The sequence below is a fragment of the Paenibacillus sp. FSL W8-0186 genome (genome assembly GCF_037969765.1).
GTDB classification, from domain to species: Bacteria; Bacillota; Bacilli; order Paenibacillales; family Paenibacillaceae; genus Fontibacillus; species Fontibacillus woosongensis.
Genome location: NZ_CP150207.1, coordinates 3585454 through 3606147 on the forward strand (window position 1 = coordinate 3585454; position 20694 = coordinate 3606147).

General features: G+C 47.3%; 19 protein-coding genes and 1 tRNA gene. 5 read left to right on the top strand and 15 right to left on the bottom strand.

Going from position 1 to position 20694, the window contains the following annotated elements; translation table 11 throughout:
• Positions 1–26: 26 nt before the first annotated feature.
• From MKX50_RS16205 to MKX50_RS16215, 3 genes are all read right to left on the bottom strand, one after another.
• Positions 27–530, bottom strand: a complete 504-nt coding sequence (locus MKX50_RS16205; protein ID WP_339157366.1) for a shikimate kinase — start codon at positions 528–530, stop codon at positions 27–29.
• 155 nt (positions 531–685) lie between these two features.
• A complete protein-coding gene (gene gndA / locus MKX50_RS16210; RefSeq protein WP_213590427.1) occupies positions 686–2095 on the bottom strand; it encodes an NADP-dependent phosphogluconate dehydrogenase in 1410 nt (469 codons plus the stop codon).
• Between the two features lie 166 nt (positions 2096–2261).
• Positions 2262–2858, bottom strand: a complete 597-nt coding sequence (locus tag MKX50_RS16215; RefSeq protein WP_213590426.1) for a hypothetical protein — start codon at positions 2856–2858, stop codon at positions 2262–2264.
• Between the two features lie 180 nt (positions 2859–3038).
• Between MKX50_RS16215 and MKX50_RS16220 the strand changes: the two genes are divergently transcribed.
• Positions 3039–3662 carry a DUF1054 domain-containing protein gene (locus tag MKX50_RS16220; protein WP_213590703.1) on the top strand — a complete coding sequence of 208 codons (624 nt, stop codon included), beginning with the start codon at positions 3039–3041 and terminating at the stop codon, positions 3660–3662.
• Positions 3663–3685: 23 nt separating this feature from the next.
• On the opposite strand, the gene MKX50_RS16225 is transcribed toward MKX50_RS16220, so the two are convergent.
• Positions 3686–4954 (bottom strand): MFS transporter, encoded by a 1269-nt coding sequence (locus tag MKX50_RS16225; RefSeq protein WP_213590425.1) that lies wholly within the window; start codon positions 4952–4954, stop codon positions 3686–3688.
• A 188-nt stretch (positions 4955–5142) separates the two neighbouring features.
• On the opposite strand from MKX50_RS16225, the gene MKX50_RS16230 reads away from it, so the two are divergent.
• On the top strand, positions 5143–6618 hold the full coding sequence (locus tag MKX50_RS16230; RefSeq protein WP_213590424.1) for an aminotransferase class I/II-fold pyridoxal phosphate-dependent enzyme: 1476 nt from the start codon (positions 5143–5145) through the stop codon (positions 6616–6618).
• A gap of 97 nt (positions 6619–6715) precedes the next feature.
• Here the strand turns inward: MKX50_RS16230 and MKX50_RS16235 are convergent, their stop codons facing one another.
• Complete coding sequence (locus MKX50_RS16235) at positions 6716–7033, bottom strand: DUF1292 domain-containing protein (RefSeq protein WP_055107530.1); 318 nt, start codon at positions 7031–7033, stop codon at positions 6716–6718.
• Between the two features lie 127 nt (positions 7034–7160).
• Entirely contained in the window at positions 7161–7724 is a 564-nt protein-coding gene (locus MKX50_RS16240) for a copper amine oxidase (protein WP_213590423.1), read from the bottom strand.
• A 182-nt stretch (positions 7725–7906) separates the two neighbouring features.
• On the opposite strand from MKX50_RS16240, the gene MKX50_RS16245 reads away from it, so the two are divergent.
• Entirely contained in the window at positions 7907–8641 is a 735-nt protein-coding gene (locus MKX50_RS16245) for an MBL fold metallo-hydrolase (RefSeq protein WP_339160155.1), read from the top strand.
• Between the two features lie 67 nt (positions 8642–8708).
• Here MKX50_RS16245 and MKX50_RS16250 read toward each other — a convergent pair whose 3' ends face one another.
• The 3 genes from MKX50_RS16250 to MKX50_RS16260 form a co-directional block, all read right to left on the bottom strand.
• Positions 8709–8948: a DUF3892 domain-containing protein gene (locus MKX50_RS16250; protein WP_155610323.1), complete on the bottom strand. Its 240-nt coding sequence runs from the start codon at positions 8946–8948 to the stop codon at positions 8709–8711.
• Positions 8949–9037: 89 nt separating this feature from the next.
• On the bottom strand, positions 9038–9484 hold the full coding sequence (locus tag MKX50_RS16255; RefSeq protein WP_213590421.1) for a GNAT family N-acetyltransferase: 447 nt from the start codon (positions 9482–9484) through the stop codon (positions 9038–9040).
• Between the two features lie 447 nt (positions 9485–9931).
• On the bottom strand, positions 9932–10198 hold the full coding sequence (locus MKX50_RS16260) for a hypothetical protein (protein WP_339157367.1): 267 nt from the start codon (positions 10196–10198) through the stop codon (positions 9932–9934).
• Positions 10199–10382: 184 nt separating this feature from the next.
• On the opposite strand from MKX50_RS16260, the gene MKX50_RS16265 reads away from it, so the two are divergent.
• Positions 10383–10455: transfer RNA gene (locus MKX50_RS16265), tRNA-Val, on the top strand.
• Between the two features lie 81 nt (positions 10456–10536).
• On the opposite strand, the gene MKX50_RS16270 is transcribed toward MKX50_RS16265, so the two are convergent.
• The 6 genes from MKX50_RS16270 to MKX50_RS16295 all read right to left on the bottom strand — a co-directional run bounded on the left by MKX50_RS16270 (position 10537) and on the right by MKX50_RS16295 (position 19206).
• The gene (locus tag MKX50_RS16270) at positions 10537–12240 is read right to left on the bottom strand and encodes a sensor histidine kinase (protein WP_339157368.1); all 1704 of its coding nucleotides are present in this window, start codon (positions 12238–12240) and stop codon (positions 10537–10539) included.
• A 17-nt stretch (positions 12241–12257) separates the two neighbouring features.
• Positions 12258–13847: a response regulator gene (locus MKX50_RS16275; RefSeq protein WP_339157369.1), complete on the bottom strand. Its 1590-nt coding sequence runs from the start codon at positions 13845–13847 to the stop codon at positions 12258–12260.
• Between the two features lie 36 nt (positions 13848–13883).
• Positions 13884–14687 (bottom strand): carbohydrate ABC transporter permease, encoded by an 804-nt coding sequence (locus MKX50_RS16280; RefSeq protein ID WP_213590344.1) that lies wholly within the window; start codon positions 14685–14687, stop codon positions 13884–13886.
• Positions 14684–15556 carry a sugar ABC transporter permease gene (locus MKX50_RS16285; protein ID WP_339157370.1) on the bottom strand — a complete coding sequence of 291 codons (873 nt, stop codon included), beginning with the start codon at positions 15554–15556 and terminating at the stop codon, positions 14684–14686. Before MKX50_RS16285 ends, MKX50_RS16280 begins: the two co-directional genes overlap by 4 nt.
• A 55-nt stretch (positions 15557–15611) precedes the next feature.
• Positions 15612–16919 carry an extracellular solute-binding protein gene (locus MKX50_RS16290; RefSeq protein ID WP_339157371.1) on the bottom strand — a complete coding sequence of 436 codons (1308 nt, stop codon included), beginning with the start codon at positions 16917–16919 and terminating at the stop codon, positions 15612–15614.
• Between the two features lie 106 nt (positions 16920–17025).
• Complete coding sequence (locus MKX50_RS16295; protein ID WP_339157372.1) at positions 17026–19206, bottom strand: hypothetical protein; 2181 nt, start codon at positions 19204–19206, stop codon at positions 17026–17028.
• A 315-nt stretch (positions 19207–19521) separates the two neighbouring features.
• Here MKX50_RS16295 and MKX50_RS16300 point away from each other — a divergent pair, with 315 nt between their 5' ends.
• The gene (locus tag MKX50_RS16300; protein ID WP_213590336.1) at positions 19522–20658 is read left to right on the top strand and encodes a response regulator; all 1137 of its coding nucleotides are present in this window, start codon (positions 19522–19524) and stop codon (positions 20656–20658) included.
• The last annotated feature ends 36 nt before the right edge of the window (positions 20659–20694 follow it).

Consider the following 20694-nt stretch of genomic DNA (forward strand, 5'->3'; position numbering starts at 1 on the left):
CCTTTTTTCATCAAATATTATTTTGATTAACCGCGGTAATGCATTAAAATCTCAGACGCTAGGACGTCCGGAGTTTTACCCGTGGTATCGATTTTGACGTGAGCAAAATCATAAGCATGCTTGCGCTCTTCCAGGAGGACGGTTAGTCTCTCCTTCGCCCCTCCGGCAAGCAGCGGCCTGCCCGGATCCTCGCCAACACGCTTCAGGATGCTCTCCAGGTCGGCGGTAAGGGCAACAACCCAGCCCTGTTCCAGCATGATGGAGCGGTTCTCTTCGCGCAGGACGGCCCCGCCGCCGGTCGCCAGCACTACCCCGCCTTCTTGCAGAACCCGGCTCAGCAATGCCGACTCCATATCCCGGAAATAAGTCTCGCCGTAATTGGCAAACAATTCGGGAATTGTGCACTTCGCCTCCTCTTCGATCTGTTGATCGAGATCGATCAGGCGATAGCCAGCCTTTTCAGCAAGAGCGGCTCCTACCGTCGACTTGCCTGTGCCCATCATTCCTACCAGTATAATATTGTTTCTCATTCCACTCAATATTTCACCTACTTTATTCCTGTGCTGATGGCAAACTTTTTCATATCATAACACAGGCGCCAGCATTTCGGCACATCTCATCGCTAAATATTCAAAAAAAGGCGCCAAAGAGCAAAACCGCTCTTGACGCCTTATGAATCAGTTGATTAGAACCATTGATGATGGAATACGCCTTCTTTGTCAACGCGCTTGAACGTATGCGCCCCAAAGTAGTCGCGCTGCGCTTGCAGCAGGTTAGCTGGCAGGCGCTCCGTACGGTAGCTGTCGTAGTAGGACAATGCGCTGGAGAAGCCTGGTACCGGAATGCCGCGGGAGACCGCTGCCGAGATCACTTGGCGCCATGCATCCTGATATGTTTCCACGATGTTCTTGAAGTAAGGATCGAGAAGCAGGTTCTTCAGGCCAGGATCACGGTCGTAAGCTTCCTTGATGTTATGCAGGAACTGGGAACGGATAATGCAGCCGCCGCGGAAAATCATCGCGATATTGCCGTATTTCAAATCCCAGCCGTACTCGTCGGAAGCTGCTCTCATTTGTGCAAAGCCTTGAGCGTAGGATACGATCTTGCTGGCGAACAGCGCTTTGCGAACATTTTCAATGAACTCCTGTTTGTCGCCGTCAAAAGAGCTGGCAGCCGGGCCGCTCAAAATTTTGCTTGCGGCAACGCGCTCTTCCTTCATCGCGGACAAGAAGCGGGAGAATACAGATTCTGTAATCATGGACAACGGCACGCCGAGGTCAAGAGCGCTTTGGCTTGTCCATTTGCCTGTTCCCTTCTGTCCGGCAGCATCAAGAATGACATCGACCATCGGTTTGCCGGTCTCTTCATCGTATTGCGAGAAGATGTCCGCCGTAATCTCGATCAAGTAGCTGTCGAGTTCGCCTTTGTTCCACTCGGTGAAAATTTCATGCAGTTCCTTGGCATCCAGGCCAAGCACGTCCTTGAGCAGGTGGTAGGCTTCGCCGATCAGCTGCATATCGCCATACTCAATTCCGTTATGCACCATCTTGACATAGTGGCCTGCACCGTCTGGACCGATATATGTACAGCATGGATCGCCGTTCACTTTAGCGGAAATGGCCGTAAGAATCGGCTCGACTAATTTATATGCACTTTCCTGGCCGCCAGGCATGATCGAAGGGCCGTTCAGCGCGCCTTCCTCACCGCCGGATACCCCTGTGCCGATAAAGCGGAAGCCTTTGGCTTCAAGCTCTTTGCTGCGGCGCTGCGTATCCGGGAAGTAGGCATTGCCTCCATCGATAATGATATCGCCTTGATCCAGGTAAGGAAGGAGCTGCTCGATCGTTGCGTCGGTAGCTGGACCTGCTTGTACCATGATCAGGATTTTACGGGGCACTTCCAAGGAATTGACAAACTCTTCAACCGAGAATGTACCAACCACGTTTTTGCCCTTCGCTTCGTTTGCGAGCATATCGTGAGTTTTCTCAGGGGAGCGGTTATACACCGAGACAGTGAACCCTCTGCTTTCAATATTTAGGGCGAGGTTCTTACCCATAACGGCAAGGCCGATAACGCCAATTTGTTGTTTCGACATGGTCTCCATCCTTTGCATTCTATATTTTTTTCAATAATATCATTTTAACTCTTTGAAGTACAGAAGTGAACCCCTTCATCCAACTCTCATTTTATATTTAAAAACGGCTCTTCCCCTAATCCGAAAGAGCCGTTTCAATCCTTGTTTGATGTTCGCATTGTCTCTGTTACCACTCCAGTTGGATTAATTGAATACGAAGCTTGCGCAGCTTCTCTTTGCAGTCCTCGATCAGCTGTTCATCGCCGGATTTCATAGCGTCATACAAATGATCCAGTTCTTCGTCCAGTCTCTTCTGCAGGCTTTCGATCTGCTGCTCCGCTGATTGCGATGCCAGCAGCTCCGCGACTCGCTCCATGTCAAGCATGGGGCCTTTTTGAAAAATAACCCGATGCTCCACCCCGGTAATTTCCACCAAACGGATGACCTCGCCAAACAAGATGCTCTCGATTAATATTTGCCGGTCTTTGAACCGTTTGACGACCGCATGGCCGCGCAAGTCCCCGATCAGCTTCTCAAACCATTCCGCCAGCTTGGCGTCCTTAATGACGTAATCGCCTGCCAGCTTGTATCCTTTCGCGAGACGCTGAAAACGCAACTTGGTTAATTTGCGTCCAGTGCGTACGGAAATAATAAAGATCGATTCGTTCTCGCTCCAGTACAGCGAATATCCGTCCTGGATCAGATCGCGAATCAGCTGCTGAATGTGCCGACGGTCGAAACGGAGTTCCAGATTGCAGTATTCTACCTCATAACTTTTATTCACGGCACTCCCTCCTTACCTTATCTTATACTTCATCTTATGTAGAGGTAACTTGGATTATTGATTATTTTTACCCGTTATGGGCCCATTATGACGCAGAATGGGCTGGAAAAGTGTTATACTGGCGAGTAACGGCCGATAGTGGCCCATAGAAAAACAAGCATTCTGCTGGAGGTTACCATGATGAATTTTACCGGCTTTCACAGCCAAGATTTCGATAGCCTGACCGTACCAGGGCTTGAGCCGCGGATGGAAGCGATCATCGCGAATATCCGTCCCAAGCTCGAAGCGCTTGGAGGAACGCTTGCTCCTTACTTGTCGGCCCTGTGCGGCGAAGAGATGTTCCCGCATGTCGCGAAGCACGCGAGACGGACGATCAATCCGCCGGAGGATACGTGGATTGCCTGGAGCAGCAGCAAGCGCGGCTACAAAGCGCTGCCGCATTTCCAGGTAGGGATGTTCTCCACCCACCTGTTCATCATTTTTGCGGTTATTTATGAAAGCCCGAATAAGGAAACGATCGCCCGGTATTTGGAGAAGCATACAGCCAAAGTAGACAAGCTCGTGCCGGCTGATTTCTACTGGTCGACCGACCATATGAAGCCCGAGGGAACGCTCCACCGGGAAATGAATAAAGAGGCACTGCTGCAAATGGCCGGCAAGCTCAAAGCCGTGAAAAAATCCGAGCTGCTGTGCGGATTGCGCCTCGATCGCGATCACCCCCTTCTTCAAGATGGCGAGGGGCTGACCCATAAGATCGAACAAACCTTTGAGACGTTACTGCCGCTCTACAAAGGATCCTTCTGAAACGCAAAAAAGCAGCCTTCCCCTTACGCTCGGGGAAGGCTGCTTTTTTGACGGGATATGATGATATGGACAAAGAACAGAATGCCCATCACAATGGCGCTAGCCATAAACGGCGCTGAAGGGCCGAGCATGTCCCACATTTTGCCCGAGATGATCGGTCCTACGACCATCCCTGATCCCTGTACCGTGAGGAAGAGGCCCCACACGGTCCCCTTCTCCCCTTCGGGAAGCATATGGGAAATCATCGTATCCCATGTCGGCAAAATGCACGCATAACTGATCCCGATGAGGATGACGAGGATCCAGACGAGAGAAATGGAGCGAGTTACGGCAAACAGCCCGATCGCTACGGAAGAGAGCGCGAAGCCGATATGCAGAAACCATTTTGTCCCGAAACGGTCCACCAGCCGGCCGATCGGAATTAGGCCGATTACAGTGATCCCCCCTCCGGTAACGAGCAGGGCGCTGAAGGCTTCCGGTGATAAATCAAGCTCCGTCCGCACATACAAGGTGATGACCGGGGTCAGCAGCCCAATCGCGAAGGTCTGCAGGAAAAGCGCCGGGAACAGTAACCGGCTGACATGGAGATTCTCTTTAATATGGCGGATCGATTGGCGGACATTGTTGAGCACTCCCTTGACTCCGCCTTCCCAAAGAGAAGGCTCCTCCGATGGTTGTCCCGCCGTACCCGGACTGCTCTTCATCTTGCTTTTTCCCGGCAGGAACAAAGACACGATGACCACGATTCCCATCAAAGCAAGCAGAACCCAGAAGACCGGCCGATACGAGCCGTCCACAAAAAAATTAATAATGACCGGGCCTAAGCCTGTCCCGCCCAAGCTGGAGATTTGAATGACGCCCATCGCGGTGCCGAAATTGTTGTTCTCGCGCGTAACGGCGGAAATGCCCATCAGAACGCATGGCCATAGCGGAGCGGTGCCGATGCCGATCAGCGCGCATCCGAGGACGATCATGCCCATTTTATCCGCCATGGCGATAATCAGGACGGCAACAAACGTCAGCAAGAGCCCCAGCATCATCGTCAGCCTGAAACCGACCCGCTCAATGAACCAGCCGGCCGGGCTGCGAAACACGTTATCGCCAATATACTGAAGCGAGAAGGATAATCCGATTGCGAACGCGCTAAGATGCAGTACATCCCCCATGTACACAGGTAAAATTGATACGATTAATGCTCCCTTTACGAACTCCACCAGGAACATAATGATCCATAAGCTAATGAAAGTCGGAGTCAGCAGTTTCTTGCTTACGAGTTTGGTCGTTATTTCCACAGTCGTTCTCCCTTATCTTCTCTTTATCATCGAAAAGTTATTTCTAGTTTATCCTTTTGGGACGGTAAGTTACACCCCGATTCGAGATTATCTGCATCTTGCGTCCAATCTTTACTTGCAATCCATTCTCTTTTTGCTATACTCAACTTTGTTTAAAAATTTTGCATGGAAAGGCAGGGATGGCCTTCATGGATCATCAAGTCACACCGCTGTTTACCGCGCTCAAGAAGCACGCGGCCGGCAATCCCGTTCAATTTCATATTCCCGGGCACAAAAAAGGGCTTGGTACCGATAAAGAATTTCGAGAATTCATAGGTGATAATGCCCTCTCGATCGATTTGATCAACATTGCACCGCTCGATGATCTGCACCAGCCTACCGGCGTCATCGAAGAAGCACAGAAGCTGGCAGCGGACGCGTTCGGCGCCGATTACACGTATTTCTCCGTTCAGGGCACTAGCGGCGCGATTATGACGATGATCCTGTCCATTTGCTCCCCCGGCGATAAAATCATCGTACCGAGGAACGTGCACAAATCCGTCATGTCGGCCATTATTTTCGCTGGCGCCAAGCCGGTCTTCGTCTCCCCTGCACAGGACGAGAACCTGGGGATCGATCACGGCATTACCACTTCTTCCGTAAGAAGGGCGCTGAAGCGCCATCCGGATGCCAAGGCGGTAGTGGTGATCAACCCGACCTATTTCGGGGTCTGCGCCAATTTGAAGGAAATCGTCGACCTTGCCCACAGCTTCAATGTCCCTGTGCTCGTGGACGAAGCGCACGGCGTGCACATCCATTTCCATGAGGAGCTTCCGATGTCGGCGATGGAGGCCGGCGCCGATATGGCCGCGACAAGCGTGCATAAGCTGGGCGGATCGATGACACAGAGTTCCGTGCTGAATCTGAACGTAAAGAACGGATATGTCAACCCGCAGCGCGTTCAGACGATCATCAGCATGCTGACTACAACGTCGACTTCATATGTGCTGCTCGCTTCGCTGGACACGGCAAGAAGGAATCTTGCGCTTAACGGGCGGGAAATGATCCAGCGTGCACTGGACATGGCGCATCATGCCCGGCATGAAATCAATAAGATCGAAGGCTTGTACTGCTTCGGGCGGGAGATTCTCGGCAGCGAAGCTGCCTACGATCATGACCCGACCAAGCTGACGATTCACGTCCGCCATCTGGGGATCACCGGCTATGAGACGGAGAACTGGCTAAGAGATAACTACAATATCGAGGTAGAGCTCAGCGACATGTACAACATTCTGTGCTTCATTACCCCGGGTGATACGGAAGAAACCGTAGAAACGCTGCTCACAGCGCTGCGCGAATTGTCTAAAATGTATTATAAAGAAAATAATGCCAACGAGCTAATCGTAAAAATACCGGAAATTCCTCAGCTCTCGCTTATTCCGCGTGATGCATTCTATGCAGATACCGAGGTCGTTCCTTTTAAAGAATCGGCAGGCCGCATCATTGCCGAGTTCATCTATGTGTACCCGCCGGGCATCCCGATTCTCCTCCCTGGAGAAGTCATATCCCAGGACAATATCGACTATATCGTTGATCATGTGGAGGTAGGGCTTCCCGTAAAGGGACCGGAGGACCGGTACATCAATCAGGTGAAGGTCATCGTCGAAGCCGACCCGATTTTCTGATGATTGCAACTTATTATCGAGGCGTGCATATCCAAAGAAGCTCCCCTAGGCGGGGAGCTTCTCTTCAGTTCAGGTCATGGATCTATAGACAAGCATGCTACACTTCATCTTGACCGGAGACCAGCTCGTTGTAGGCCGCCTCCACTTGACGCCATTCGTCCTCATCTTCAATGTTGTAAAGAACCATTTCCTCGTTCTCTTCTTCCAGACGAAGGATGATCCCGTCCGCTTCCGGATTGTTCCGCTCAAGCAATAGCGCATATACTTTCTCGGCTACGTCGAATGTTTCGACGAGAACCATTTCCACGTCGTTGCCTTCTTCGTCCGTCAGCGTGAGCACAAACTCCTCGTGCTCATGGTCATGATCGTGTCCGCAGCCGCACGCTTCGCCGTGTTCATGCTTGTGATCGCTCATTGAAATACCTCGCTTTGAATGTTTTGTTGGTTGGTTTGGATGAACCTGTCAGTTTCCTCTCGTATCGTATCATTTTTTTACGGGGCAGGTCAATTCAGTAACGAGGCTATTCCAGAGCAAAAGTGAATTATTTCAGCACATTGATGCTTTTCTCCGACACGAGGACGAAATCGGAATTGCCGGCCGCCGGCTTCATGTAGAAACCGAGCGTATATTTGCCCGCTGTTTTGAAATCATACGTATAATCGTCAGTGACGAAATAAAAGTTGCTGCCGGTATCTTTAACATCTTTGGTCTGAATCGTTCTGGAGGTGCCGTCCGGTGCCGTAATCGCAACTCTGACGGCGGATATTTCCGTTCTCAGATTGTCGATTTGCGAGAATACGCTGAACTTAAGCTTGCCGGTCTTCTCGATATCGGAGAACACATCCTTGCCTTTAAATAAGAAAATATGCACGTTAGGCTTATAATAATTAACCTTTTTCGTCGCTTCGTCATATTCGACCAGTCCCTCGAGCTCCCGGACCGGGACATAAGTTTTGCCATCGATCACATAACCGCCATCTTCCACTTCACGGCCATCCATATACAGCTTTACTTTCTGAGTTGCTGAATCTGCAAACAGCATGGATCCGCCCGCAAGGGAGAATGCCAACACTAGTACCGCTACTCTTCTCCAATTTAAGTTCATCAATAGCCCTCCAATTGATTCATGTTGATGTTAATGTATACTCCTGCAAACGGCCCAAGTTGCGGTGTTTTCTGCAAATCACTCTTATTTTTTGCGAGAATGCAAGAGCTCCTTTCTCTCATGAAAGAAATCGTGTAAATTAGAAATGTATGCCAAAGAACGTTATAAAGGAGGGAATCCATTTGTCGCTTCGCCTTCAGATGCTTGGTACAGGCGGTGCTTTTGCCAAGCAATATTTCAATAACAACGGACTATTGTATGCAGACGACTATACGCTGCTGATCGATTGCGGAATTACGGCTCCGCTGGCGCTTCACCGGATCGGCAAGCCGATGGAGGCCATCGACGCCGTTCTGATCACCCATATTCATGGCGATCATGTCGGCGGATTGGAGGAATATGCTTTCCGTATGAAATACGGCCATGGACGAAAGCCTGTGCTTTACGTTCCCGAGCCGCTGGCAGAGCCGCTATGGGAGAACACCCTGAAAGGCGGGCTGGGTCAGGACGGCATCGAAAAGCTGGAGGACGCCTTTCATGTCCATCTCCTTCGCGAGGGGCAAACCTCGGAGCTAGCGCCAGGCCTCACGCTTGAAATCATTCGCACCCCTCATATTCCTGGGAAGAACAGCTACTCTTTATACCTGAACAGTGAAATTTTTTACAGCGCGGATATGATCTTTCAGCCCGAACTGCTGAAGAAGCTCGTATATCGGCGCGGCTGCCGTAAAATTCTGCATGAAGTGCAGTTGACAGGACCGGGTCAGGTTCACACCACTTTGGCAGAGCTTCTGACCTTGCCTGCGGACATCCGGGCGAAAATCTCGCTGATGCACTACGGCGATGAAATGGAGAGCTATATCGGCCAGACGCTCGAGATGGATTTCCTTCGCCAGCATGAAATCTATCAGTTATAGGGATAACTTTTCGCGATACGACAAAGCCGCCTTGGGAATCCTTCCCAGGGCGGCTTCTGTGCATCTTCTATTCGAATGTGGGCAGCGCGTCCAAATTGTTGGTTGGATCTCCGTCCGCATCGCCGCGGATATACATCTCGCCGTCTTTTCCCTTAAAAATGTTCACTCCCGCAATGGCACCGGCATTTACCTCACTCAGCGCATCCTCATAGTTCAATATACGGCCACTGGAGGTTTTGAACCGGGTCAGGTTGCCGTCCCCGTTTCTTTGAACCGCGATAAAAGTCTCTCTGCTGTCTACAGCCATCCTTCATCACATCTCCTTAATCTACTGAGATTCCCAGCAGGGATGCCTATAGTGTTGCCTGCTTCGGCCATTTATATGAGGGGTGATGCTTATAACGGCTTTTCCATGCGTACATGCAATATGCCTGCGTCATAGAACGGTTCCGTGGAAATCGTCTCATAACCCAGCTTGGCGTAGAAGCCCTCGGCCTGGCATTGCGCATCAAGGACGGACTTCGTCAGTCCCAGCTCTCTGGCCCGCTCTTCCATGGCGAGCAGCAGTATTTTGCCTACGCCTTGCGAACGGAACGGCTTCCGAACCGAAATCCGCTGCATTTTGGCGCTGTTATCTTTATAGTACGTAATTCTTCCCGTTGCCGCAGCCGTACCTTCCATTTCGATCAGCACATGAACGGCGTCCGGGCTGATCACATCATATTCATCGATTTCCAGATCGATCGGCACCTTCTGCTCCTCTACGAAAACTTCCTTGCGAATGTTTAGACATTTCTCCAATTGCTCTTCCGAATTAACGGCTATAATTACAGCAGCAGCCATTGATACCCCTCCCATGTTGCTTCTTTACTATGCAAACTGCATCATTATACAAAAAAAAGCTTTTCGTGTATAGTTGTAAAGTAACTATTACGCTTCTATATAAGTTGAACAATTGAAATGAATGTAGGGCAAGTACGTAAAATGTTCCTACGATCGCTGTTGCTCCCAGATTTCTTAGATTGTATAGATTCATAAAAGGTAGAAATCCAGTCACAAAGGCGACCACTGACGTTTCTTCGGAATCATTTTTCTCCCTTGCCATGCATCCCATTCTTTAGTTCATCTTTATATATTATGAACATCTACCCCGGAAGGAGTCGCTACACCATGGTCACAATAACGATTATCGCTTCGGTGCTAGTAACCGTTATACTTATCGTTCCCATGTTTTACACCATCAAAAAGGGGTATTCCCGGAAATGGGAGGATGACTGAGTTAAACCCTTCTCACGGGGGCGTGATGACCTCTTTCGAGTAGACGTGCTCCCGTACGGATTTGCCGTATACCTTGTCGCGTACGGATTGGCCGAACCAGGAAGGAAGCTGCTGCTGCCGCTGCAACGTCTCTTTACTCGGCTCCAGTCCGCATCCGCTGCCCAGCAGCAGTAAGCTGGAGGCGCCGACGGCGAGAACGATTTTACAAATAACTCTACGGGGGAATTGTGCTGCTGTCGTTAGCTTGTTGTGCTGCACGTTGTTCATCCTTTCTGTCATGTTCCTTGGTGCTTTGATTTTGACTATGGCTTTGTGCCTGCTAACTTCATTTTCGTCTGCATCCGCACCCTTTATACGCCAGAAAGGCGCCTATCTGTGAACTCTCTAATTATATTTTTAAAAAAAGGTTTGACAGAGTTCGCTTAACCTGGTATGATACTTCTTGTCTTCACTAATTGAATCTGATCTGTTAGCTCAGCTGGGAGAGCACCATCTTGACAGGGTGGGGGTCAGTGGTTCGAGCCCACTACAGATCATACTTAAGAACCCTTACGACGTAAGGGTTCTTTTTTTATTCTCTATTTCAAACCGGTGAAGAAAGTCCAAACCTATTCTATCTATGAGCTGGTTTGTTCGTTTGAGTAAGGCAGCCTAATATATATTGTAGTTCCCTGCCCTTCTTCACTAGCCAACTGGAGACCATAATGAGGGCCGTAATGCAGTTGGATTCGCTGGTGAACGTTGCGCAAACCAAAGCCGTGATCCTTCTCCTCATGCTCTTGCTCGATGGCCAAAGATTGGCGGATTTTTTCCATTTGCTCAGACTTGATGCCAACGCCGTCATCCTTTACCTCCAGCAGGATACAATTTTCTTCCTTCCCTACACGAATGTAAATATGTCCTGGTTCATCGCGTTTACGAATGCCATGATTAATGCTATTCTCCACGAGCGGCTGAAGAATAAATTTGATAATTTTGATATCTTCAAGACTGTCATCTATTTGAATTTCCCAATATAACTGACCTGCAAACCGGATTTCCTGAATTTTTAAATAATACGTCACATGACGCACCTCATCGGCAAGCGTGATCATTTCCCGACCTTGATTGAGCCCGATCCGAAATAAACGGGAGAGATAGGTCACGATATCCGCAATGATCGGATCTTTATGCTTCCGGGCCAGCATATTCACCGAGTCCAACGTATTGTATAAAAAATGAGGGTTAATCTGATATTCAAGCGTTTGTAGTTGCAGGAGGCGGCTCTTCGCTTCCTCTTCACGATTTTTCTGAATAAGACTTACGATCTCATCAGACATCCGGTTCATTGCATTAGCCAGCTCTCCGATCTCATCATTCCGTATGACAGGGACTTTAATGATAAACAAGCCTTCTCCGATCTGCTTCATTTTGCGCCGCATTAAATTTAATGGCTTCGTAATTCGGTGGGAGAGAAACATCACCATAAATACGGAGAATAATAGGAGCAAAAGCGCTATAAAAAGGATACCTAAAAATAATTCCCTTGCCGGCTCCAATATTTCACGTTTTAATATCCAGGATACGAACGTCCAGTCTGACTGTCTTTTGGCAAATGTAATATAAGACATGTCCTGATAAATCATCTCTTGGCTGGTTACGCCCGGCTGTTTCCCAGCCTCATGTAAAAATGCATTGTCCGCCACTAAATCCGTGCTAATTCTCAACGTATGGTCCTGATTGAAAATGCCGTATTGCTGATTGGAATTGACACTGTATCTCTCGATAATTTTCTCTGCTTCACTTTTATCAATGACGAGGAACAGGTAACCAACCGGGAGCTTTAAATCGAACTCATTATTGTTAATCTGCCGGTACAAAACAATAGAATTCAGTGTATCCGCATTTTCCCAAACGGGCAATCCGCCATATTTTTCTGCCATACTGATTCTGGATTGGATAAATTGTTCATGATCAGCATGAAGCCCTGCTCCGTACACTTTCCCATTCAAACGAACGACGTAAATTGAAAAATTGCCATTTCCCGCCGTAGCATAGGTTTGTAGCGCTTGACGAAAATCGGTAGACCGCTCCAGCTGTTCTCCCGTCTGCATTGTATTTGGATGAAGAAGAAAATTTTGCACTCGTTTGTCTCCAAATATTTGCAGCGACAAATCCTCGTAGCTCCCCCGCCATTCCGTAATTTGCGACAGTAAATTTTCTATGGATTGGTTTTGCTGAACGATATAATTGTTTTTTAAATAGTTTTGCAGCGTAAAGTAGACATTGATACTGCTAATAATGATGGGAACAATAATAAGCAGAGAGAAAAACAGCATCATCTGTGTGCGAACAGAGCTCATTGCACTGACCCTGTACTGAATCGTTCCCGATATTCACTCGGTGAGTGGCCAACGCTTTTCTTAAATATGGAGCTGAAATAATGCGCGCTAGTATAACCAACTTCCTCCGATATTTCATAGTTTTTGCGATTCGTTAGTAACAGCAGCTTCTTGGCTTCCTCCAATCGGCATTCCGTAATAAATTCAACACAGGTTTTGCCGGTCTGCTGATGGAAAATACGTGAAAGATAGTTTGGCGAAATACATAAGCTCTGTGCGATAGAAGTGACACTTAACGTTGAATCATTGAAACGTGCCTGGATCATTTGCTGGGCTCCATCCACCAGCTGGCTTACAAAGCTGGCATGATGCCTGCTTCTCCGCTCGATAATTTCCGTGAGCAGCTCGGTAAGCAATTTCTGAAACTGACTGTATGAAGCCAGTTCTTCGAGCCGGGACAGGCTTTGATTAAAGGTAGGGATCGAATCGATGCCATACTCGTCTACCAGTCGGTAAATGGCCCCCAGCAGTTGTACAAAAGTAAGATGGATCATCGGGGGCGAAGGATTTTGGACCATCACTTTTTGCATAAACGGCTCCAGTGCTTGCTCGCTAAGCTGCTCTCGGTACCTCAGCATTTCCAGTAAAGCCTTCTCCTCTTCGTATGGATACTCCACATGGTCTTTTTTCCAGGCAGGAATATCTTCATACCGAATAATGCCTGTTTGCTCTAAAATGGCTAAATACTTCACACTGTCAAGTGCTTCAAGCGAGGTGGCCCAAATAGAAGTTAGCTGCTCGTAGCTATTTCCTATACCAGCATTGACATCAATTTTCAAAGTATGCTGGATCGTCTCTACGGTTTTTGTCCACTGAGGGATAGCTCCTGACTCGGATAATACGCAGAGCAATACAGTATCCGAGTGATTATAAATATAAATAATGGCTTGTGAATGCAATTCTTCTATAATATTGCGAATGACAAAGCGAACGAGGGAAAGCTCGCTTTGCCCGTAACGCTCGTACGCCTTCTCTAATTTGCAAATTTCAATGGCGACACAACAAAAGGCCGGATAATTTAACGAAATATCAGCAGAGGCGGCCCGATCATGGATCTGTGAGGAACTAGACAATCCTCCGGCAAGTAAATCGCTCCAAAATTTTTCAGCAATAATAGGCTTGTATTGTTCAAGCCTTGTCTTTGCCATCTCATTCCAGTTCTCTAATCGGTACTCAAGCAGAATCTCTTCCCGTATCTCTTTCACAGTCTCCTTTAATTCCTCGGGAAAAATAGGCTTGACCAAATATTTGGCTACGCCGATTTCAATCGCCTCTTTGGCATACTCGAATTTCTCATACCCTGTCAGGATGACAAAACGAATGTGGGGATGCTGACTGCGAATTTTTTTGGCAAAATCAAGGCCGGATATGCCTGGCATAAAAATATCGGTGACAATTAAATCAGGAGGCCCTTCCTCAATGATGGAATTGGCTTCAACGGCATTTTTTGCATCCAGCACTTCATCAAATCCGGCCTCGCTCCAATCGATCAATGTACGAAGTCCGTCTCGGATAAATATTTCATCATCAACAATTAGTACCTTCATGTTAGATATCCTCCTCGAACATGTATTTGCAATCGATTATTTCACGGCTCCCGCGGTTAGTCCACCAATGATTTTCTCACTAAGCAAAGAATAGATCACTATAGTTGGAATAATAGCAATAACCATCGCTGCAAAAGCTACCGGATAATTCGCTGAAAAGGTCGTTAAAAAGAACCGGATTGCCACCTGAAGTGTTCGGGTCGCTTCGCTTTGAGTAAGCAAAGAGGCAAACAGCAGCTCATTCCAGGCCGTAATCATCAGGAAAATACTTGCCGTCGTCATACCCGGATAAGAGACAGGCAGAATGACCTGAAAGAACGTCCTGTGCACACTGGCCCCATCGATAAATGAGGCTTCAAGAATTTCATGCTGGATGGAGTCCATGTACGTTTTTACAATTAATACGCATAGCGGAAGTGAGACCCCCGCGTAAACAAGAGCTACCCCCAGCAAAGTATCATACAAGCCCAGCCAATTCACAATAAAATAATAAGGAACAATGAAAGCATTTGTGGGGATAAATATCCCAAAAGTAACCAATAACAACCAGCCTGATTTAAATTTAAAGGTATACATAAAAGCATAGGATACTAAAGTCGCGACAATCACGCCAAGTAACGTCGAGACGATGGCAATAAATATCGAATTGAAAAAATAATGCGGGATCGGATGACTGGAAAGAACCGCCTCATAATTTTCAATCATCCACCTTTTTGGGAGTGAGAAGGGGGCTGCAAACAGCTCCTGGTTCGTCTTGAACGACGCGAGAATCAACCATAGGAAAGGAACCATCGTCACAAGCAGGAAAAGCATTTTGAAACCAAAGCGCAGCCACTTCATGCTTTCCCCCTCCTTTCCGTTAGACCCAGAGCCCCGAAGACGAGCAGCATAGCTGCCGCCCCCATAAGTATAGTCATCAGCCCTGCCGACATGGAGATGCCGTAACGGTTCGCCGTGATCATTTCCCTATAAATATAAAGAGACAGGTTTATGGATGAATCTGCGGGTCCGCCCCCGGTCATCAGCAGCGGATATTCAAACATTTTCAAGCAAAATGCCGTATTGAAGATCACGTTAATCGCGATCGCGCTTTTAACCATGGGAATGGTAATATACCGGTCCTTCTGTATATTCGTGGCTCCATCGATCTCAGCGGCTTCATAAAGATCCGGTGAAATTGTCGTCATTTGCGTCAGGAAGATCACCATCGTAAAGCCAATATACAGCACAAAAGGGATCATATTTGCGAAAACAGCCGTTCCTGGATCGCTTAACCAAGGGTGCGCCCACGACTCCAATCCAACCGTTTTGAACAGGTTGTTGACCAAACCGAGGCTGACATGAAGTACAAAGTACCATAAGAAGGCAAGCGCGGTTGTAGAAATGACATTTGGCAGGAAAAAGAGCACGCGGAACAGCTTCCAGCCTCTTGGTTTTCTAAATAAGAGCAACGCCATTAACAGCCCCAGCGGAGTATGAAGAAGGATGCCCGCTAATATCCACAGCACGGTGTTGATCATTGCGGTTTTGAACACAGGATCACCTAGAAGGTAACGGAAATTATCGAAGGCGACAAAATTCATTGCACCGATGCCGTTCCATTCCTGCATGCTTACATAGAGTAAGAATACAAAAGGAAATATAAAGAAAAGAGCCGTGAATAGTAAGGCTGGAGCCAGGTAAATGTATATCTGCCGTGAAGTCAACATGCTTCAGCTCCTTTCATCATAAGGGGGGAAAGCTCCCCCCCATGTGGATAGTTTCTTATTGATTAGCGGCTTCCAGCTCTTTGGCGAACTCTTCTGGTGTAAATTTATCCAGGATTAGACCTTCAAGAAGGGAAGGGAGCTTGGAAGTAGCTGCCGGCTTGAGTATTCTTACGATATTTACAATACTTTCAGGCGCTTCACTGTTCGTCTTGATATATTGGCCGAGGATCGGTCCCGCTTCGCTCACCTCATCCTCATTCAGTTCCAGCCTCATCGATAATAGAATGCGGCCATCAATTGTAAACGTTTTTGAGCTTTCCTCGGAAGTCATAAATTTCAGAAACTGTACGACAGCCTCTTCTTTTTCTTGTGATGTTTGCTTAGCCGCAGACCAAGGGGTATGGGCGTCGGTTACTGTAAAACCAGGTTGTACCTTGCCATCTCCAAATGTCGGGCTTGCTGCAATGCCTATGGAAGGAATCATTTCTTCTGAAATGGATCCGATGAGCCATGGCCCGTCAATAATCATCGCCGTATTGCCAATGAGGAAGTTGTTGGAGCTGACCGAATAATTTCCTCCCAAGGCATCTGGTGTCGTATATTCAAATAATTGTTTCAAATATTGGGCCGCTTGCGTCACTTCCGGTGTATCGAGAGATTGTCCCGGCTCAAACACACTTGTCCCGGTAATGCTTGCTGCTAAGTAGGTAAATAAATTAGTTGTATGCCATGCATCATCACTCGTCATGAGAGAAATCGGGGTGATTCCGGCTGCTTTAAGCTGTTCACATGCTTGAAAAAACTCGTCCCAGGTTGCCGGAAACGATTCAATGCCAGCTTGAGTAAACAATTCTTTGTTATAGTAAAATAAGATGCCCGCCTTCTCGAACGGTATCGAGGTTAATTGCCCGTCTACCGTCATCGCCTGCAAGTCTTGTTCTGTAAACCGGGACTTCCACTCTTCATCCATATAAGGATTAAAATCGAGCAGTTCCCCGGATTCTTGCCGGGACAGGTCGTTGGGATTGAAGTTATAATTAAACAAGTCAGGTGTTTGTCCGGCTGCGATCATTGTTTTTACTTTTTGTTGCAAAGACGGCCAGTCGGCATTGATATCCAACTTTACGGTAATGTTGTCTTCATTTTCTTGATTGAATTTCTCTACTACGGCTTGCAGAGCTCTCCCGCGTTCCGTATCCGTACTCCAGCTGCTGAGCATGGATAACTCTATCCGCTGCTTGGAAGCAGCACTGTTGCCGCCACCCGTTACGGTTTCCTTTGAATTGCCCGAACCACAACCCGCAACGATAAGAATGAATATCAGCACAAACGCTGCCTTTTCTTTGAACCACTTTCTTTTCACATCCAAGTCCCTCCTCTAAATTCACTTTTTAATATATTTTCATCGTACGGTATAGTACAGAGAAACTACATTCAGTAAACTGTTCAGTTTGATATGAAAATCTATCCTATGATGATCTGTTCCGGCTCTCTAAATATTTTCCCAGTCCATAAATTCCTGCCGAGTAGATCCATCCTAGCGTACCCCAAATATCACCCTTGGCAATCATGCCTTCATCGATCCCCTGATTACAAATTCCGAACCCTTCCGGCTGCATTCCAAGGTCGGTAAATCCCATTAAATCACCCGGATGTGACAGCAACTGCTGTGTCCCTTTGGAAATCCACTCCGCCATTGTACAGAAGAATGTTTCTTTGGTCTCCTCACCTACAAGATACAATTCTTCAATATGGAACAAGGAATAGATATCGACAACGCCACCGCCCCAAATCGAGTTAATCCCCCCAGTTCCCACCGTTTGAAATTGTACTTGAGCCAGATCCGTTCCCGGGAAATGCGGGGCATTCCACAGATAATTCCAGGTGACAAATAGTTTGCCGGCTTTGACCGAACCTTGCAGATAGCGTTTATCCCCCGTTAATTTATACAGACCATAAAGAGCGGCCATCGCATACTGCGATGCTTCTTTATCAATCACATTAGGGTTGTCGAGCGTTCCGCCCAAGTAATGATCTTTTGAAACATAAGTGTTTAGAACGAAATCCCCTGCCTTCTTAGCTGCATTGAAAAATAATTCCCCATCCGCTCCAGACGCTTTTCCTAGTGCGATTAGGTACAGGATTGGGATTGAACTCGCCGATTTCGCGGAAAACTCATTTTCTCCAAATCCATGTCCATGTTTTAAAGGCGTTCCATCCGGTTCGTATGCCCGGTACCATGAGCCGTCTTCGTTTTGATTTTCAAGTAAAAAATGCCCAAACTTCATAGTAGTGTCCAGCCACGTAGGCTCCTCAATGTTTAGCGAAGCGTAAAATTGATATATTTGCAGCAGATCGAAGGCAGGTTCCACCATCGTGCGTAAATAATTGCCCGGGATGTTCCCATGGGAAATATAATGTAATTTCGGGGCATCTATTTCGCCGAAAGAAGCAAATGGCTTGTTTTGTTCAATATCAAATAAAGAATAGAGAAATCCAGATGGTGTGGAAAGACGATCTACAAAAAATGAAGTGACCTTCCTTCCCCTCTCGATCCATTCCTTGCCGTCCAATTTCGCCAGCATATAAGCTGCATTGATTTGCCGTCCGGTAAACCCGAATTCTAAAATTCGAGTATACGTTTCATGGGGAATATTGTTAAAGGATGTCCCAAATCCAGATGGTTCCGACATGTAGCCATGTCTAGGATCAAAGTGAAAGAAAAAACCTGCTCCCCCGTTATCCAACTCCCGATAGCTATGGCGTAGTGATATTTTCCGGTATTCAATCGATTGATCAAGCGTAAAAGGGAGCTCTACCGGTTGCGGGGGATGAAGCTCGGCGTACGTTTGGAAGGCCGCATAGACAGCATCACCGAAAGTCTCTCCTTCACCGATGCGAAAATCATAAGATAGATCCAGCTGAAAATTGGCACCCTCAAGTGGATAATATGCCGATACAGGAGTACCATGGGCATTGAGGGAAACACTTGTATCCCCTTCGTAGTAAGGCCAGAATGCTTGAAGAAATAACTCGTTGCCGCCCTTAACACCATATCCGACTGAACCTACTTCCGTTTCCTGCAGATAAGCACTTTCCTTTGCCTCTGTTCGCCTAGGAGCCAGCGTGGACTTTGGCAGACTTACACGCCCCAAAGTAATTGAACGTCCAATCATGGGACGGTACGCTAATATAAACGGATAAGTTAAACGATCATCCATGTATACTCTGGCTTTAGAAAATGTATCCAGCGTACCTTGCTCGGAATAATGGGTGGCAGGAGCACAAAATCTCCATTCAGCACTATCGGAACTTGGGATACTCCCTTGGAGCCGAAGCTGGAGTCCGCCATTTTCGGCACCGGCTTGATAAGCCTTCGCCTTCACTTTGCGCTGAAGAACGACCCGATTTATCTCTTCAGTCCATTGATCTATAATTTCAAAACTGTAGCCGGAGTGCCTCCATTGTGCTTTAGCCTGCCATTTGTTAGGTTTCTCCTGATTCACATAATTGTATTTCAAGCGAATGAAAGTCTGGTCTAAAAATTGCGCTTCTACTGGATAGTGAACTATCATCGTGTCCGTCACACTGTCTCCCAGATCAATTACTGGATAGTACCCTTGGTTTTTCTTAAAGATCATTCTCAACATGGATCTCCACCTCACTCTGCAGTAATATCTTCAATGTAATAAAACCTGGCAGAATGGTCGATGCAATAAACTAGCCTTATGCTTTCAATATTCTATCCAATCCCTATTGCTGATAAGTAAAGAACAGCAGTAAAGTTATCATAGGTAAAAATCGACAAAAAAACCTCCCTACACTACAGGATCTTCCATATCCTGCCGATATTTCTTCCAGTAAAGAGACAATTTGTTCAGAGATTGTATAGATTCATGGTCTATAGTATTTATTTGGAATTGTTAGATTGTTACAGATGTTATTACACATGTAGGGAGAGCGCGATGAAAGTTATTCTTCTGGATGATGATAGAATTGCACTGGACTATTTGGAACAACAGCTGCAGCAGATTCCCGGGATTGAAATTGCGGGGAAGTTTACAGATCCGGCAGCAGGCAGGAAAGAAATCATTAATCAGCCGGTCGACCTAGTTTTTCTTGATACCCAGCTGCTTGATGTGGATGGGATTCAGCTGGCGGAGGAAATTTTACAAATCAAACCTGATTTAAAAATCGTGTTTGTAACAGGATATGAGGCTTATGCGGTAAAAGCCTTTGAGCTGAATGCGCTGGATTATTTACTCAAGCCTGTGAAATCGGAAAGATTGATGAATACGCTCCAGCGGATTGACCGGTCGCAGACGGTGTTTGATTTGGATCGTCTGGCGCAGCAGAATCAATCACTGCAAATTAAAATGCTGGGCCATTTTCAGATGATCCTTGACGAGAAGCAGCTGCCCCCGCTGCGCTGGCGGACGACCCGGGCTCAGGAGCTGTTCCTGTACATGCTGCAGTGCCGCGGCCAATTTATCCGCAAATCGACCTTAATCGAATTGCTGTGGCCCGAATACGAGCCGAACCGGGCATTTTCTTTGCTGTACACGGTCATTTACCATATTCGCAAAACCCTGGAGCAGTACGAGGAATACTTTTCCCTTACGAACTCCGTTGATGGATATATTCTAAATTTGAATAATGTTCTCGTTGATGTCGAGGAATGGGAGAACTTCATCCTATCCAGCCCGCCTGTAACGAACAAAACAATCGGCGAATATATCGGCATGATGAAGCTGTTTAAAGATGACTACCTTAAGGAATACGACTACTGGTGGGCAGAGAGTGAGCGCCAGAGATTAAAAATGCTATGGCTGCGCACCTCGTTCCGAATGGCCGAATGGTACATGTCGAGCCACCAGCAATCGAAGGCCGTGGAAAAATATTTAGAAATCTGCCATCAGCATCCGATCGCGGAGGAAGCGCATTTTGCACTGATGAAGATTTTCGCGGCAAATAAAAATTCATTGGCTGTCCACCGGCAATACCGTTTGCTGGTCGCTATTTTACTGGAAGAGTTCAATGAACAGCCAAGTACATATATTACGGATTGGTATGACGACTGGAAACAGGAGCACGAAGAATAACGCTTACAACCACTTGCCAGTCGACTTTGCAATTTT

Bases quoted from the DNA above. Each gene is read 5' to 3' on its own strand.
- MKX50_RS16295 (WP_339157372.1), bottom strand. From the start codon at position 19,206: ATGTTGAGAATGATCTTTAAGAAAAACCAAGGGTACTATCCAGTAATT.
- MKX50_RS16235 (WP_055107530.1), bottom strand. From the start codon at position 7,033: ATGAGCGATCACAAGCATGAACACGGCGAAGCGTGCGGCTGCGGACAC.
- MKX50_RS16300 (WP_213590336.1), top strand. From the start codon at position 19,522: ATGAAAGTTATTCTTCTGGATGATGATAGAATTGCACTGGACTATTTG.
- MKX50_RS16240 (WP_213590423.1), bottom strand. From the start codon at position 7,724: ATGAACTTAAATTGGAGAAGAGTAGCGGTACTAGTGTTGGCATTCTCC.
- MKX50_RS16255 (WP_213590421.1), bottom strand. From the start codon at position 9,484: ATGGCTGCTGCTGTAATTATAGCCGTTAATTCGGAAGAGCAATTGGAG.
- MKX50_RS16205 (WP_339157366.1), bottom strand. From the start codon at position 530: ATGAGAAACAATATTATACTGGTAGGAATGATGGGCACAGGCAAGTCG.
- MKX50_RS16275 (WP_339157369.1), bottom strand. From the start codon at position 13,847: ATGAAGGTACTAATTGTTGATGATGAAATATTTATCCGAGACGGACTT.
- MKX50_RS16220 (WP_213590703.1), top strand. From the start codon at position 3,039: ATGAATTTTACCGGCTTTCACAGCCAAGATTTCGATAGCCTGACCGTA.
- MKX50_RS16280 (WP_213590344.1), bottom strand. From the start codon at position 14,687: ATGAAGTGGCTGCGCTTTGGTTTCAAAATGCTTTTCCTGCTTGTGACG.
- MKX50_RS16270 (WP_339157368.1), bottom strand. From the start codon at position 12,240: ATGATGCTGTTTTTCTCTCTGCTTATTATTGTTCCCATCATTATTAGC.
- MKX50_RS16285 (WP_339157370.1), bottom strand. From the start codon at position 15,556: ATGTTGACTTCACGGCAGATATACATTTACCTGGCTCCAGCCTTACTA.
- MKX50_RS16260 (WP_339157367.1), bottom strand. From the start codon at position 10,198: ATGACAGAAAGGATGAACAACGTGCAGCACAACAAGCTAACGACAGCA.
- gndA (WP_213590427.1), bottom strand. From the start codon at position 2,095: ATGTCGAAACAACAAATTGGCGTTATCGGCCTTGCCGTTATGGGTAAG.
- MKX50_RS16250 (WP_155610323.1), bottom strand. From the start codon at position 8,948: ATGGCTGTAGACAGCAGAGAGACTTTTATCGCGGTTCAAAGAAACGGG.
- MKX50_RS16230 (WP_213590424.1), top strand. From the start codon at position 5,143: ATGGATCATCAAGTCACACCGCTGTTTACCGCGCTCAAGAAGCACGCG.